Origin of the sequence: Nocardioides sediminis (assembly GCF_003047295.1) — a bacterium.
GTDB classification, from domain to species: domain Bacteria; phylum Actinomycetota; class Actinomycetes; order Propionibacteriales; family Nocardioidaceae; genus Nocardioides; species Nocardioides sediminis.
Map to the genome: position 1 here is coordinate 682530 of NZ_PZYZ01000001.1, position 14740 is coordinate 697269.

At 73.2% G+C, this 14740-nt stretch carries 13 protein-coding genes and 1 tRNA gene; 4 read left to right on the forward strand and 10 right to left on the reverse strand.

The window, feature by feature from the left end; translation table 11 throughout:
- Nucleotides 1-51 precede the first annotated feature (51 nt).
- Entirely contained in the window at nucleotides 52-2073 is a 2022-nt protein-coding gene (locus DAI17_RS03320; RefSeq protein WP_107771432.1) for an ATP-binding protein, read from the forward strand.
- 58 nt (nucleotides 2074-2131) lie between these two features.
- Here DAI17_RS03320 and DAI17_RS03325 read toward each other — a convergent pair.
- Nucleotides 2132-2207, reverse strand: a tRNA-His gene (locus tag DAI17_RS03325).
- Between the two features lie 50 nt (nucleotides 2208-2257).
- The gene (gene orn / locus DAI17_RS03330) at nucleotides 2258-2899 is read right to left on the reverse strand and encodes an oligoribonuclease (RefSeq protein ID WP_107771433.1); all 642 of its coding nucleotides are present in this window, start codon (nucleotides 2897-2899) and stop codon (nucleotides 2258-2260) included.
- A 92-nt stretch (nucleotides 2900-2991) separates the two neighbouring features.
- Here orn and DAI17_RS03335 point away from each other — a divergent pair, with 92 nt between their 5' ends.
- From DAI17_RS03335 to DAI17_RS03345, 3 genes are read left to right on the forward strand one after another with little or no spacing between them, the layout of a single operon-like run.
- Nucleotides 2992-3507, forward strand: a complete 516-nt coding sequence (locus DAI17_RS03335; RefSeq protein WP_107771434.1) for a MauE/DoxX family redox-associated membrane protein — start codon at nucleotides 2992-2994, stop codon at nucleotides 3505-3507.
- A complete protein-coding gene (locus tag DAI17_RS03340) occupies nucleotides 3482-4216 on the forward strand; it encodes a DsbA family protein (protein WP_107771435.1) in 735 nt (244 codons plus the stop codon). Before DAI17_RS03335 ends, DAI17_RS03340 begins: the two co-directional genes overlap by 26 nt.
- A gap of 44 nt (nucleotides 4217-4260) precedes the next feature.
- Nucleotides 4261-5271 carry an adenosine deaminase gene (locus tag DAI17_RS03345; protein WP_234412146.1) on the forward strand — a complete coding sequence of 337 codons (1011 nt, stop codon included), beginning with the start codon at nucleotides 4261-4263 and terminating at the stop codon, nucleotides 5269-5271.
- Here DAI17_RS03345 and DAI17_RS03350 read toward each other — a convergent pair.
- The 8 genes from DAI17_RS03350 to DAI17_RS03385 form a co-directional block, all read right to left on the reverse strand.
- Complete coding sequence (locus tag DAI17_RS03350; protein WP_234412148.1) at nucleotides 5259-6191, reverse strand: aldo/keto reductase; 933 nt, start codon at nucleotides 6189-6191, stop codon at nucleotides 5259-5261. The two genes, DAI17_RS03345 and DAI17_RS03350, sit on opposite strands and share 13 nt — an antisense overlap.
- A 34-nt stretch (nucleotides 6192-6225) precedes the next feature.
- Nucleotides 6226-6705 carry a DUF7144 family membrane protein gene (locus tag DAI17_RS03355; RefSeq protein ID WP_159081327.1) on the reverse strand — a complete coding sequence of 160 codons (480 nt, stop codon included), beginning with the start codon at nucleotides 6703-6705 and terminating at the stop codon, nucleotides 6226-6228.
- Nucleotides 6706-6735: 30 nt separating this feature from the next.
- Nucleotides 6736-7278, reverse strand: a complete 543-nt coding sequence (locus tag DAI17_RS03360; RefSeq protein ID WP_107771437.1) for a hypothetical protein — start codon at nucleotides 7276-7278, stop codon at nucleotides 6736-6738.
- Nucleotides 7278-7886: an HdeD family acid-resistance protein gene (locus tag DAI17_RS03365; protein ID WP_159081328.1), complete on the reverse strand. Its 609-nt coding sequence runs from the start codon at nucleotides 7884-7886 to the stop codon at nucleotides 7278-7280. Before DAI17_RS03365 ends, DAI17_RS03360 begins: the two co-directional genes overlap by 1 nt.
- Nucleotides 7887-7998: 112 nt before the next feature.
- Nucleotides 7999-10677, reverse strand: a complete 2679-nt coding sequence (locus tag DAI17_RS21480) for a helix-turn-helix transcriptional regulator (RefSeq protein ID WP_107771439.1) — start codon at nucleotides 10675-10677, stop codon at nucleotides 7999-8001.
- A 142-nt stretch (nucleotides 10678-10819) separates the two neighbouring features.
- Nucleotides 10820-11245 carry a DUF7144 family membrane protein gene (locus DAI17_RS03375; RefSeq protein ID WP_107771440.1) on the reverse strand — a complete coding sequence of 142 codons (426 nt, stop codon included), beginning with the start codon at nucleotides 11243-11245 and terminating at the stop codon, nucleotides 10820-10822.
- A gap of 107 nt (nucleotides 11246-11352) precedes the next feature.
- A complete protein-coding gene (locus tag DAI17_RS03380) occupies nucleotides 11353-14037 on the reverse strand; it encodes a LuxR C-terminal-related transcriptional regulator (RefSeq protein ID WP_107771441.1) in 2685 nt (894 codons plus the stop codon).
- A 191-nt stretch (nucleotides 14038-14228) separates the two neighbouring features.
- The gene (locus DAI17_RS03385) at nucleotides 14229-14726 is read right to left on the reverse strand and encodes a DUF1269 domain-containing protein (protein WP_107771442.1); all 498 of its coding nucleotides are present in this window, start codon (nucleotides 14724-14726) and stop codon (nucleotides 14229-14231) included.
- Between the last annotated feature and the right edge of the window lie 14 nt (nucleotides 14727-14740).

A 14740-nucleotide genomic window follows, 5' to 3' on the forward strand; every position in this document is an offset into this window, starting at 1 on the left:
TAGACCCGACGGAAGGTTCGTCGGGCAACGCCGGGCGGTTACTCTCGCCCGGTGACGTGGGAGCGGTCGTGGCGCAGCGCCCTGTGCGTCGCGTTGTACGCCGTCGTGGTCCACCTGGCGGTGAGCGCCGTGTGGCCCGACCGGCACGTCGGCGAGAGCGCTCCGGTCGGGTTCGCCGCGGCGGCGCTGGTGCTGGCCGACCGACGCGCCTGGTGGGGGCTCGTGCCCCTCCTGGGGGCGCTCTCCGGCTCGGCGTACGTCCTGGCGGGGGCCTCGTGGCAGGTGGCGGCGGTGTGGGGCGGTGCACTGACGGGCGGCGCCACCGTGACGGCGGCCCTGCTCCTGCGCCGGACGCCCCCGGGGCAGCGTCCCCGGTTGCGCGACATCGACGACTACCGCGACTTCCTCCTGGCCGTCCTGCTGGGGTCGGCGACCGCGACGGCGGTGCTCACGGTCGCGGGACCGGCGATGCTCGGGGCGGACGTGCGCCTGATGGCCGCGGGCACGTTCCTCGCCCACCTGTCGTCCTACCTCGTGCTGCTGCCGTTCGTGACCGACACCGTCCCCCATCCCGGCGTCGTCGACGGCTGGAGCCGGGTCCTCACCTGGGGTGCCGTCGTGGCCGTGATGACCGTCGGCTTCACCGGCCACGACAAGCTCGCCGGGCTGATCTCGATGGCCGTCATCCCGGCGCTGGGGTGGGCGGCCATGCGGCTGCCCTTCCGCGACACCATCGTCGGCGTGCTGGTGGTGGCCACCTGGGCCAGCGCGGCGGCCGTCCTGGGGCAGGGCGGGGCGGTCGCGCTGATCGGCGACGAGTACCCGGACTGGGTGCTGACGATCACCCAGCTCTTCGTGGTGACCTGCGTGCTGAGCGCCCTCCCGTTCGGGCTGGCTGCCGGGGTGCAGCGTGACCTGGCCCGCCGCGCGGCCACCGAGGCCGAGACGGTGCGCCGGGTCGTCGACAACGCCAGCGGCGTCGCCATCGTGGGCACCGACGAGGTCGGACGCATCACGCTCTGGAACCCCGGCGCCGAGTCGCTGCTCGGCTACGCGCCCGAGGAGGTCCTGGGCGAGCTCCCCTCGGTCTTCCACCGCCCGGAGGAGATCCGGCGGCTCGCCGCCGTCCTCGGCGTGCCCGCCGACTACCCCAGCGTCGTACGCGCGCTGGCGCAACCGGGCCGCGGGGGCCTCGAGGTCGAGTTCGTCCGCAAGGACGGTGAACGACGCATCCACTTCATGAACCTCTCGCAGGTCACCGACAGCCAGGGCCGGCCCACCGGCTACGTCTCGACCGCCGAGGACATCACCGAGCGCGTCGCGACGCAGCGTGCCCTCGAGCTGGCGCTGGCGCGGGAGCGCGCCTCGGTCGAGCGGCTGCGCGAGGTCGACCAGCTCAAGGACACCTTCGTCTCCAGCGTCAGCCACGAGCTGCGTACGCCGATCACCAGCATCACCGGCTACCTCGAGCTGCTCGAGGACGGCGGCTTCGGCGAGCTCAACGAGGAGCAGCGCGCCGCCATCGCTCGCATCGACGCCAACAGCCGGCGTCTGCTGCTGCTCATCGACGACCTGCTGGTGCTCTCACGGGTGCAGGACCGCGGCCTGGAGAACCACCACGTCGACCTCGACCTCCGGGCCGTCGTGCGGGCCGCCCACGAGGTGGTGGCGCCCGCCGCCGAGCGGGCCGGTGTGGACTTCGCCTACGACGTGCCGGACGGCGAGGTGCCCTACGTGGGCGACGTCGACCAGCTCGAGCGCGTCCTGGTCAACCTGATGAGCAACGCGGTGAAGTTCAGCCCCGACGGGGGAGCGGTCTCCACCAGCCTCGCCACCGAGGACGACGAGGTGCACATGCGGGTCAAGGACACCGGCATGGGGATCCCGGTCGAGGAGCAGGCCAGCCTGTTCACCCGCTTCTTCCGGTCCTCCTCGGCGCGGGGGCGGGCCATCCAGGGCAGCGGGCTCGGCCTGTCGATCGCCAAGGCGATCGTCGAGCGGCACGGCGGGACCATCACGGTCGAGTCCGAGCCCGGGCAGGGCACCGAGTTCACGGTGCGGCTGCCGGCCTGAGCCGAGGGTCCCGGGGATGCACGAAGCCCCGGCGCGATCCGCGCCGGGGCTTCGGTACTGGGGTGAGTAACGGGACTCGAACCCGCGACATCCGCCACCACAAGGCGGCGCTCTACCAGCTGAGCTATACCCACCACGATGCTCGTCCGCGCGAGCGGCGAGATCGATGAGAAGTGTAGGGCAATCAGGCCTCGGGCCCGGAATCGGGGGAGTCCCCCGTGAGTCCGGTGATCGAGCCGGCGTGCCGGGCCGCGACCTCGCGGGCCCCGGGGGTGTCGAGGCCGGGCTGCGGGACGAAGACCGCCTCGCGGTAGTAGCGCAGCTCCTCGATGCTCTCCTGGATGTCGGCGAGCGCCCGGTGGTTGCCCCGCTTGGCCGGAGCGGCGAAGTAGGTGCGGGGGTACCAGCGACGGGCGAGCTCCTTGATGGAGGAGACGTCGACGTTGCGGTAGTGCAGGAAGCCCTCCAGCGTGGGCATGTCGCGGGCCAGGAACGCCCGGTCGGTGGCCACGGTGTTGCCGCCCAGCGGCGGACGGCTGCCGTCGGGGCAGTGCTCCCGGATGTAGGCCAGCACCTGCTCCTCGGCCTCGGCCAGGGAGACCCCGCTGGCCAGCTCGTCGAGGAGACCGGACGTCTCGTGCATGGTGCGCACGAACTCCACCATCTGGTCCATGGCCTCGGCCGGGGGCTTGACGACCACGTCGACGCCCTCGCCCAGGACGTTGAGGTCGAAGTCGGTGACCAGGGCGGCGACCTCGATCAGGGCGTCGGCGCCCAGGTCCAGGCCGGTCATCTCGCAGTCGATCCACACCAGTCGCTCGTTCACAGGCAGCCACACTACCCAGCCGTCTCGGGACCTAGGTCCCGGGCTTCAGCGCTCTCAGGCGCGGTTCAGGCAGGACGCCTAGGGTCGGGGGTGTGAAGGACTGGATCGGGCTCGCCGCACGGCTCGTGACCGGCGGCGTGTGGATCGTGGCCGGGCTGATCAAGCTGCCCGACCCCGCAGGCAGCGTCCGGGCCGTCCGCGCCTACGACCTGCTCCCGGAGTCGGTCGTGCCCACCGTCGGGCTGGTGCTGCCGCTCCTCGAGGGCGTCGTGGGCCTCTGCCTGGTGCTGGGCCTGCTGACCCGGCCCATGGCCGTCGTCTCGGCGCTGCTGTTCGTCGCGTTCATCATCGGGATCGCCTCCGCGTGGGCCCGGGGCCTGGAGATCGACTGCGGCTGCTTCGGCGGCGGCGGCGAGCTCGAGGGTGCCTCGGCGAAGTATCCCGGCGAGATCGCCCGCGACGTCGGCCTGCTGCTGGCCTCGCTGTGGCTGGTGGTCCGGCCGCGCAGCCGCTGGTCCCTGGACGCACTCATCTCCCCGACCCGGTCGGGGCAGACCACTGACACACCGGAGAGGGAACTCGATGTCGAAGCGCAACAAGGCCGCTGAGCGCGCCGCCCGGGCCGCAGCCCTGAGGGCGGAGCAGGAGCGTCAGGAGCGGATGCGCCGCAACCTGACGATCGGCGCGGTGGTCGCCGGCATCGTCATCATCATCGCGGGTGGCTTCTTCATCCAGAGCCAGCGCGACTCCACCGGCGACGACGCCGCAGCTCCGGCCGGTGCCACGGCGGAGTACGGCGTCGCGGTCGGCGAGGAGGGAGCCACCCACGAGGTCGTGATCTACGAGGACTTCCTCTGCCCGGTCTGCGGCGTGCTGGAGAACGAGGTCGGGGACGCCCTCACGGCGGCGGTGGAGGAGGGCCGGGCACGCGTCGAGTTCCGCCCGGTCAACTTCCTCAGCCGCTACGGCGACTTCTCGATGGACGCGGCCAACGCCTTCGCGGTCGTCCTGGACGCCGAGGGTCCCGAGGTCGCCAAGGAGTTCCACGACGCGGTGTACGCCGACCAGCCGGCCGAGGACGGCGACCACCCCGGCAGCGAGTGGCTGATCGAGAAGGCCGTCGAGGCGGGCGCCTCGGAGGAGGCCGTCACCGCGGGCATCGAGGACGGCGCCTTCGAGGGCTGGGTGGACAACGCCACGGGCGCGGCCTCCGAGGCCGGTGTCACCGGCACCCCGACGGTCCTGCTCGACGGCGAGCCGGTGCCCGGCTCGACGATCGGCGAGGTCGCGGCCAACCTGGAGGCCGGCCTGCAGTGAGGCCGATTCGGCACGGCTGAGCCTGCGCTGCCAGACTCGAGCAGGTGAGCCTGACCGACTTCATCGCCGGCCTGCCCAAGGCCGAGCTGCACGTCCACCACGTCGGGTCCGCCTCGCCGCGGATCGTCGCCGAGCTGGCCGAGCGCCACCCCGCCGCCGGGGTCCCGACCGACCCCGACGAGCTGCGCGAGTTCTTCGCCTTCCGCGACTTCGCACACTTCATCGAGGTCTACCTCGCCGTCGTCGACCTGGTCCGCACCCCCGAGGACGTGAGGGTGCTGACCTACGAGGTGGCGCGGGAGATGGCGCTCGAACAGCGCCTGCGGTACGCCGAGCTCACCTGCACGCCGTACACCTCGGTGCTCCGGGGCATCCCGATCGAGGCCTACGGCGAGGCGCTCGAGGACGCCCGGGTGGCGGCGGAGCGCGACTTCGGGCTGGTGATGCGCTGGATCTACGACATCCCGGGGGAGAGCGGCATCCCGGCCGCGGAGGCCACGCTCTCCTACGCCCTCGACCACGCGCCGGACGCGCTCGTCGGCTTCGGGCTCGGCGGCCCCGAGATCGGGGTGCCGCGGCCGCAGTTCCAGCCCCACTTCGACGCCGCCCGGGCGGCCGGGCTGCGCTCGGTGCCGCACGCCGGCGAGACGACCGGTCCAGAGACCGTGTGGGACGCGGTCCGGCTGCTCGGCGCCGAGCGCATCGGGCACGGCACGTCGGCGGTCACCGACCCGGACCTGCTCGACCACCTGGCCGAGGCCGGCATCGTGCTGGAGGTCTGCCCGACCTCCAACGTCGCCACCCGCGCGGTGGAGACCCTCGACGACCACCCGCTGCGGACCTTCGTCGAGGCCGGCGTGCCGGTCACCATCAACTCCGACGACCCGCCGATGTTCGGCACGACGCTGAACGGGGAGTACGCCGTCGCCGCAGAGCTCCTCGACCTCGACGAGGCGGGCGTCGCCGACCTCGCCCGAGCGGCGGTGCGGGCGTCGTTCGCGCCGGAGGACGTCCGGGCCACGATCCTGGCCGAGATCGACGACTACGCGGGCTGATCCAGCCGGGCCATCGTCTCCGGTCCGAGGGACAGCCGCGCGGCCGCGAGGGCCGGCTCGAGCTGCTCGAGCGAGCTGACGCCCACGATGGGCCGCACCTGCGGCTCACGGTGCAGCAGCCACGCGAGGACGACCTGGCTGCGGGCCACCCCGTGCTCCCGGGCGACCTCGGTGAGCACCGCCAGGCGCGCCGCGGTGCCCGGGTGGTCGTAGGCCTGCGGGAAGGGCCGGTCGTCGCGGTCGAAGCTGCCCTGGACCAGCGGGCTGTAGGCCCACAGCTCGATGCCCTCGTTGCGCTCGAGGTAGTCGATCGTCTCGTCGGTCACGAAGCCGAACCGGTGGTCCTTGCCCTCGACGGCTGCGCCGGGACGGGGCTCGACGTACGACGTGGTGAGCTGGAGGGCGCTCGCCGGCTCGAGGCTCGCGGCCCGGGCGTGCGCACGCGAGCGTTCCACCAGCCAGGTGGGGTGGTTGGAGAACCCGACGGCGCCGACGGTGCCGTCCGCGACGAGCGCGCCGAGAGCCTCGGTCGTCTCCTCGATCGGGGTGTTGAGGTCCTGCGCGTGCGCCCAGTAGAGGTCGATCCGGTCGACGCCCAGCCGGTCGAGGCTGCGGCCGGCCTCGCGGCGCACGGTCTCGGCGCCCAGGCCCTCGATGCCGCCACCGTCGACGGGCTCGACGCCGACCTTGGTGGCGAGGACGAGACCGTCCCGCACGCCCGGGTTGGCCCGGAGCCACTCGCCCAGCAGGGCCTCGCTCTGCCCTCCGTGGCCGGTGCCACTGGCCCAGAAGGCGTAGCAGTTGGCCGTGTCCAGCGTGGTGCCGCCGGCCTCGACGAAGCGGTCGAGGAGCGCGAAGGAGGTGGCCCGGTCGGTGCGGGTGCCGAAGTACATCGTTCCGAGGACGAGGTCGTTGATCACGTCCCGACGCTAGCGCGATCCTCGGTGGACCCGACTACCAGTCGTCGGGGTCGTCGTCGAAGTGCACGACCACTGCGAAGATGACCAGGATGTCGAGCACGATCATCAGGCCGAACCACGCAGGGGCGGCGGGCAGGAACGCCAGGTTGTTGAGCGCGCTGAGGAACGCGATGGCCGGCACCGCGGACCGGGTCCACGGCTGGCGGTAGAACAACGCCACCCCGGTGAGGACCATGCCGACGCCGAGCGCCATGTGCACGATGCCCCAGGCGTTGTAGCTCATGGGGATCAGCAGGTCGTCGGACGCGACGGCGTAGCCGTCGTCCTCGAGCAGTGCCACGAAGCCGCCGAGGACGTGGAAGCCCCCGACCAGCAGGAGCATGAAGGAGGCGAAGGCGATCATGCCCCGCCACACCCGCCGCGGCGGGGCGTCGGCCTGCGGGTCGTTCGCGAGGGGCGGGCGGTCGGTGTCCATGCCCAGCACGATCACACCCGCGCGGCCGGGGTGGCTCACCCGAGCAGGGTGAGCCGGGAGCTGCCGGGCTCAGTGCAGGAGCACCTTGCCGATGATGACCAGCAGGCCGAGCACCGCGGCCATCGAGGTGTCGAGCGCCAGCGCGAGCCCCTGCCGTCCGACCCGGTGGGCGGCGAGGTAGCCGGCGACCACCATCAGGGCCACGGAGCAGTACGCCGCGAAGCCGGCGGCGTTGGCGTTGTCGGCGCCCAGCAGCACGGACCCGGCGTAGACCGCGATGGCGGGGACGCCGCCCTTGAGGACGCTCGACTCGTGACCGAGCGCAGAGGCCACCCGTCGCAGGGCGTGCCGGGAGTCGCCGTCGAACTGCATCGACTGGGCGCCGATGTAGGCGTGGGCCAGCCAGTAGACCGTCAGCGCCGCGAGGGTCGTCAGCCCGACGCGCTGGTAGTCCTCGATGTGCGCGCTCGCCGTGATGAGGACCGAGGCCGAGACGAGCGCTCCGTAGAGCAGGCCCCCGGGCTCGGCCTCGGCCAGGCGCTGCGCCAGCCGCGTCCGACGTACGGACTCGTGGTCGTCGGCCCTCGGGCCGCCCGGGTGCGGTGAGGTCATCACCCGGGCCGGGCGGCGCGCAGCCGGAGGGCGGTCAGGACGGCGATGATGCCAATGGCGAACAGCCAGATGCAGATCACCAGCACCAGCACCCCGAACGAGAGGTCGGGGGCGACCAGCACGAACCCGCCGGTCACCGCGCTGACGAGCCCGCTGGCGATGTCCATCCCGCGCCGGCCGGGGGTGGGGGACACCAGCGCGCCGATGATGTCGATGAGACCGGACACCACCCACCACACGCCGAGCACGAGGGCGATGGCGGTCAGGGTGCGGACCGGGTCCCGGAGGACCACCAGCCCCACGACGATGGCGAGCGCCCCGGACAGGCCGACGAGGGCGCGGACACCGGTGTCCAGGGCGCTCGCCGCCACCGCGGCGACGACGCGGAGGACGCCGCCGACCAGGAGCTGGATGGCGAGGATGACCGTGACCACCACCAGGGTCTCCCCGGGCCACAGCGCCAGCGTGAGGCCGAGGCCGAGGGCCAGGAGGCCGGAGGCGAGCACCACGCCCCAGTGGTCGGCGAGGACGGTGGCCATCGACGGGACGGCGGGCGTGGCGCGGGTCTCCCTCGAGTACTCCCACGTGGGGCGGGCCGGGTCCGACATGGTGACCTCCGCGCTCGAGCGACCGACGCCGCCATCGTGCACCGCGGGGTCGTGGGCGGCTTCGCCCGTTTCGGGTGGCCGGCGGTCGGTGGTCACGGGTCACCGCCCGCGGTCACAGCAGGTTGAGGTTGCGAGCGGTCGCGAGCGCCTCACTGCGGCGGGTCGCCGCGAGCTTGGAGTAGAGGCTGCTGACGTGCGTCTTCACGGTGTTGCCCGAGACGTAGAGCTGGGCGGCGATGTCGGCGTACGTCGCCCCGCGGGCGAGCTCGCGGAGGACGTCGCGCTCGCGGGGGGTCAGGACGGGGACGACCACCGAGGTCGTCGTCCGCTCCCGGGCGGTCGCGTTCCACGGGCCCAGCGCGGTCGTCATGCTCGGGATGCCCTCGGTGGCCGCGACCAGCTCGGCCAGCCAGGGCTCGGTGGACTGCTCGTGCAGCCGGGCCAGGAGCACGTGGACGGAGGTGCCGTGGCGGCTCCAGCCCAGGAAGGGCACGGCGTTGCGCCGCACCTCGGTGATGGTGAGTGCCTCGCGAAGCAGCTCCAGGGCAGCAGGTGCCTCCCCGAGGGCGTCCCGCAGCTGGGCCTGCGCCGTGAGGGCGAGCGCCCGGCAGGGCGGCTGGATGATGCGTGCTGCCTCGGACGCCGTGGCGAAGTGGTCCGCGGCCGCCCGCAGGTCCCCGGCGAGGTCCGCGGCGAGTCCCTCCAGCAGGGCTGCCTCGCCCGGCCAGACCGCCGGGTCGAGGTCACCCACCAGTCCGCTCAGGCCGTGGCGGTCGTCGGCCAGCGCGGCCAGGAAGCCGCGTTCGACGGTGAGCGCGACGCGCAGGTGGTCGGGGAGGTCCGGAGCCCCCGGGTCGGCCTGGAGCGCGCGCTCGGCGTCCATGACCGAGCCGCGCAGGAGGTGCGTGCGGGCGTCCCGGATGCGTGACCAGAAGGCGGTCGTCAGGTCCGACGCGTGCACCGGCCCCGAGAGGGGCGGGAGGTCGTCGGGCGACGACGGGAGCGGCAGCGTCGCCATCTGGGTGAGCTGTACGACGAGCTGGGCGCGGTGGGCGGAGAAGCCGGAGGAGACAGGACTCCGGCGCCGGATGACCTCGAGCGCCCCGAGGGCGAGAGTGTGCGCGGCCGTCTCCTTGCCGGCGAGGTAGAGGCAGGTGGCCAGCTGCGTCATCGCGGACACGGCGTACAGCGGCATGTTGCTGTCCCGGCTGGTGCGGAACGCGTAGCCCAGGGTCGCCTCCGCCGCGGACAGCCTGCCCAGCCAGAGCTGGCAGGCACCGAGCTCGCAGAGCAGGTGCGCGAGGGTCGTGCGGGGCACGAGGTGGACCACGTCGGGCGCGACGACCGCCTCGGCGTGCTCGACCGCTCGGAGGAGGGACTCGAGCCCGAGCCGACCGCGCATCAGGCGGACCGTCGCCACCCGGGCCACGTGCGTCGCCTCCTCGTCCGCGTCGGCGGGGCCGTCGGCGTCGGCGAGGACACGCTCCATCCAGTGGGAGGCAGCGTCGATGTCGTCGGCCAGCCATCGCTCGAGGGCCAGGAAGTACCAGGTCCCGGGGTGGGTGTCGATGACCTGCGGGTGGTGCAGGGCGAACGTGTGGACGGCGCCGCCCTGGCCCTGCGCGAGGAGGGAGTGCCCGTCCGCGGCGAGCTGCTCGGCTGCCGCGTCGAGGTCGTGCATGTCCTTGAGCCGGCGGAAGGCGTCGCCGGTGTCCCCGCGCGCCACGTCGAGCCGGACGGCGCGGAGCACGGTCGCCCGGGCGCGCGAGACGTCCACGCCCCCCGCGACCAGGCGTCGGCGGACGACCTCGGCGAGCAGCGGATGGATGCGGTAGCGGTCCTCGTGGGCGGCGGCACCGGTCGGGTCGACGTCCAGAGGTGACCGGTCGGCCCGGTCGTCGCCCACCCTGGTGACGAGGAAGCCGGTCGTCGCGAGGTCGGCGAGCAGCTCACCGGCCTGCTCGTCGTGGGAGAGGTGGGCGGCCGTCGACCCGGACACCTCGCCCTCCGTCGCCGTGCAGAGCAGCAGGTGCCGCTCCCGTGGGCCCAGGGCGGAGAACACCCCGCTCGCCAGCCGGTCGGCCACCCGCGCGTCGTTCCCGGTGTAGCGCCGCGCAGCGGCGACCGGGTCGGCTGCCGAGGCGACGGCCCGCGAGGCCAGCACCAGCGCCGCGCACCACCCCCGGGCATAGGCGGTGATCGCCTCGATGACCTCCGGGGCGTCGGTCCGGGCGTGCGCGGTCACCAGCGCGGCGCACTCGTCGTCGTCCATGTGGAGGACGTCGCCCCGCAGGATGCTGAAGTGGCCGAGCAGCTCCGGGACCAGCCGGCTCAGCGGCAGGTCCCACCTGCTCAGGAGCAGCACGCGCATCGTGTCGGGCGCCTCGCCGAGCCGGTCGTCGAGCACGCGGATGGCCGACGGCGGCAGCCGGTGGGCGTCGTCGATGACGAGCAGGGCGGGAGCCGGGACGCCCATGGCGGCGTCGTCCAGGGCTGCCGCCACCGCCTCGCCGTCCCAGGTGGGGTCGCCCTGGACCCACACGGCCCGGTGACGGGGGTCGCCGTCGTCGGCCGCTTCCCGGAGCCAGCCGCCGACGCCCAGCGTCTTGCCGGCCCCCGCCGGCGCGACCAGCAGGGTCACCGCGGAGTCGGACACCACCTCGTCCAGGCGCTCCCACAGGCGCTTGCGGGCGACGTACGTGCGGGGCAGTCGTGGGGCCTCGGGCCGCTGGCGTTGCGCCGGGATGGCCGGACGTTGTTGCGTGCGATGTTGCGGCTCGGTCTGGACCATGTGCTTCGTCCCCCTGTCGGCCTGTGCACGTGGCACTCGGGCGGCAGCACCTGCTGCACGCCCCTCTCGACGAAGGCTAGGAAGACCGCGACGGGGACCACCTCACCCGCCACGGGTGAGGAGCCCGGGTGAGGAGGGTGGTCTAGACCTCGTCCGCGTGGGCCAGCTCCTGGCACAGCGCCCAGATGACGAAGACGTCGAAGGCGATGACCGCCAAGGACCAGAAGGGGTAGTAGGGCATGAACGCGAAGTTGGCCACGGCGCTCAGGAGGGCGATGGCCAGGCCGATCAGCATGGCCCACGCCTGCCCCATCACCAGGCCGATGCCGGTGAGGAGCCCGACGACGCCGAGTCCTACGTGGATCCAGCCCCAGGCGGTCACGTCGAGCTCGTAGGTGTAGGCGATACCGGTCACGAAGACCTCGTCGCTGGCGATGGCTGCGATGCCCTGCAGGAAGCCGAAGCCGGACACGGTGGCCAGCATGATGCCGGCGAAGGTCGTGCCTCCGGCGGCCACCGCACCCTTCGTCGAGGACCTGTAGCTGCGACCCGGACCTGAGGTGCTCATCTGCCTCTCCTCCCTTGGCGGACCCCGACGGCCCGGGATCGGACACCCACGACGCTAGGCCCGGACCGGGGGCGGGCGTTCGCCCGAAATGGGCCAACCTGTGAGGCTCACACCAGACCCAGCCGACGCGCCTGCGCCACCGCCTCCTCGCGGTTCTGGACCCCGAGCTTGCGGTAGAGGGCGGCGAGGTGGGTCTTGACGGTGTTCTCGGAGATGAACAGCGAGGTGCCGACCGTCGCGTTGGAGCCCCCGAGTGCGACGGCGCGCAGGACCTCGTGCTCGCGCCGGGTGAGGCCGACTGCCAGGGTCTCCCCGAGGTCCTGGACGGCGCCGAGGTCATCCCTTCGCACGATGAGCTCGGCGGGGTAGGGACGCTCCCGTCGGGCCAGCGTCTCCAGCGCCTCGGTCGCGAACGGGTGGCCGTCGGGCCTGGCCGCCTCGCCCATGAGGAGGTCGAGGAACGCCGGACTGGCGATTCGTCCCCCCGACAGGACCCACAGCAGCCGGTGCGTCGCCGTCCTGGTGAGCAGGTCCGGCACGAGCGACGCCGCCCTGTCGAGTGCGTCCGCGGTGCCCAGCCGCTGGAGGAGCGCCACCCGGATGGCAGCGGCGAAGGTCGCCACCTCGGGGGTGAGACGCACGACCTGCCGGCCGCGGGAGTCGGTGCGGGCCAGCAGCGCGTCGAGCATCCTGATGGCCTCCTGCTCGTGCCCGTCGAGGCCGAGCACCACGGCGTGGACGAGCACCGCTTCCCACTCGAGACCCGCGTGACGCATGGCGTTGGCCTCCGCCTCCATGGCGGGGAGGTCGCCCATGAAGCCAGCCGCGCGGAACCGCGCGATCCGCAGGTGGCGCTCGAGGTAGAGCGGGAGCGGACCGAACGCCTCGGCGTCGAGCAGTCGCCGAGCCTCCTCCACGGCCCCCTCGGCCATGGCGACCTTTCCGGCGAGGATGTCGCGGTAGCCCTGCGAGAGCGGGTCGAGCGGCACGTGCTGAACGACTGCGTCCGCGAGGTCGGCGCGAGCACCCTCGACGTCGTAGTCGTGGAACCTGGCCCAGCCGCGCACGAGGTGGGCACGAACCCTGAGCTCGGTCGGCGGGTACCCGGCCTCCGCGGCCAGGGCGAGCGCGTCGTCCGCGGTCCCCAGCGCGGTCTGGTAGGCACCCTGGACGAGCTCGAGCGTCGCACGGACGACGAGGAGCGCGGTGGTCACCCGCGGGACGTCGTACGTCGCGAACACGCGCGCCGCGTCGTGGACGTGCACCGCCGCTGCGTCCAGCTGGTCGGCCCACACCTGGAGCTCGGCCGTCTCCACCATGAGCCAGCCCGTCCGGAGGGTGGTGCCTCCGGGCGGGTCGTGACCGAGCTCCGGGGGGTCTGCGTCGTGCTGGCAGCCGAGCGCAGCCGAGGCGCGGACCAGGGCGGGGCCGATGGGTCGGCCCCCGAACCTCGCGCGCCAGGTGTCCAGGATCGCGAGGTCGGTCGCGAGGTCAGCGTCCCTGCTGTCCGGTCGTTGCCCCGGCTCCGCCACGGGCACGGGGGACAGGGCCAGGTCGGCGAGCCGCTTCGCCTCCTCCCACCGTCCCGCTCCGCGCAGGATGAAGGCGTCGAGCGCCTGGGCGCTGCGATCCGACTGCCTCACCTCCGGCGGCAGGTGGGCCAGGGCCTCCTGCACCGGCGCGACCCGATCGTGGGCGATCAGGCCGAAGGCGTGGCTGGTGAGGGTCGACAGCTGGATGGTCGCGTCACCGGTCAAGGTGGCGTGGCGGAGCGCCGCCGCGAGGTCGCCGGTGCGCTCGTAGTGGTGCAGCGCTCGTTCGTGGCCACGGACGACGGCGGCCCGACCGCGCCCGCCGGGGGCGGAGCGACGTCGCAGTGCCTCGCCCACGAGCGGGTGCACCCGCCACCGGGTGGACCGGCCGTGGCCGGCACCGTGCGCCCTGCAGACCACCAGGCCGTCCGCGGCCGCTGCGGCCAGCTCGTCGGGTGCACCGGCGTCGCCCGACAGCACCACGGCGTCCTCGTCGGTGAGGTCCGGCTGCCAGCAGGTGGCCGCCAGCACCTCGACGAGCGGGTCGGGCAGCTCGTCGACGAGCTCGGAGGTGACGAAGTCGAGGATGGGGTGCGACGGCACCCGGCTCAGCGGCGGGGGAGGGGCCGACCCGTGGAGCGACCGGGCGCCGAGCACCAGGACAGCCGCCCAGCCGCTGCTGCGTCGTACGACCTCTGCGACCTGGTCCGGCGTGGCCGAGGAGTGGTGGAGGCGCACCAGCTCGGCGGCGGTCGCATCGTCGAGGCGCAGCTCGGGGAAGCGCAGGGTCTGGACGTCGCCGGCGAGCTCGAGCGAGACCGGGACGAGGGAGAGGTCGTCGCGCGACAGGATCAGGAAGTGGGTGTCGCCTACTCCTGCCTCCAGCTCGTGCGTCAGGGACGCCCGGTCCGCGGTGGTCAGCAGGTGGGCGTCGTCGATGACGACGACGTGGGCGGTGCCGTGCGTCGGGTCGTCCCGTGGAGACGTCGCGCCCCACAGGGGGTGCTGGCGCTGGCCGGAAGCAACCCTGTCGAGTGACCCCAGGTCGACCCACTGCACCCGGACGTCACTCGCTTCGCGCGTCGCCCAGGCGGCCGCCATGGTCGTCTTGCCGGTGCCGGCCGGCGACACCACCACGCTGACGCGCATGTCGGGCACCCGCTCCAGGAAGTCCGAGACGCCCGGCACCGGGACGAAGGACGCGGGTGGCTCCGGCACGCCGCGGGCGACGAGGTCCTCGACGGCTCGTGGGGCGGGCACCGACGGCCCGGGGCCCGGGGGGAGCGGGTCGGAGGACGAGCGAGGCCGCGAGACGTGCCTCGGACCTGACGCCATCGCGCCCCCTCGTGGTGGGTCGGCCCCTCCCGGACCGACGTGCCTCCCAGTGTGGGGGCACGTCGGCGTCGTGGCCATACGCAGTTCAGAGGGTCGGGCCGACCGGGGTGCCGACCTCAGGACGCAGCGAACACCTCGCGCAGCGCCGCCTCCTGCTCCGGGTCGAGGTTGGCGAAGATGAGCTCGTCCGGCTCGTGGCCCGCGAAGGCCTCCTTGACCTTCTCGATCACCGCGTCGGACGTCAGCACGAACAGCGCCGACGTGCCGGGGGTGACCTGGTCACGTACCTGGTTGATGAACGCGTCGTCGATGCCCACGTCCGACAGGGACCCGGCCAGGGCGCCCGACGCTGCTCCGATCGCGGCCCCCAGCAGTGGCACGAAGAAGATCAGGCCGAAGAGCAGGCCCCAGAACGTCCCGCCCAGTGCGCCGGCCGAGGTGGTCGGGGTGAGCTGCTTGGTCTTGGGCTTCTTCGCACCTTCCTGCCACGACACCGTCGCAGCGTCGTGGACCGTGATGACCTCCTTCTTGGCCAGGTCCTGCAGGGTCCGGGATGCGGCCTCCGCACCTTCTGGGGTGTTGAACTTCCAGACCGTCAACGTGCCGTGTGCCATGGGGTTCTCCTTGT

Bases quoted from the DNA above. Each gene is read 5' to 3' on its own strand.
- DAI17_RS03340 (WP_107771435.1), top strand. From the start codon at position 3,482: ATGTCGAAGCGCAACAAGGCCGCTGAGCGCGCCGCCCGGGCCGCAGCC.
- DAI17_RS03360 (WP_107771437.1), bottom strand. From the start codon at position 7,278: ATGACCTCACCGCACCCGGGCGGCCCGAGGGCCGACGACCACGAGTCC.
- DAI17_RS03365 (WP_159081328.1), bottom strand. From the start codon at position 7,886: ATGTCGGACCCGGCCCGCCCCACGTGGGAGTACTCGAGGGAGACCCGC.
- DAI17_RS21480 (WP_107771439.1), bottom strand. From the start codon at position 10,677: ATGGTCCAGACCGAGCCGCAACATCGCACGCAACAACGTCCGGCCATC.
- DAI17_RS03375 (WP_107771440.1), bottom strand. From the start codon at position 11,245: ATGAGCACCTCAGGTCCGGGTCGCAGCTACAGGTCCTCGACGAAGGGT.
- DAI17_RS03385 (WP_107771442.1), bottom strand. From the start codon at position 14,726: ATGGCACACGGCACGTTGACGGTCTGGAAGTTCAACACCCCAGAAGGT.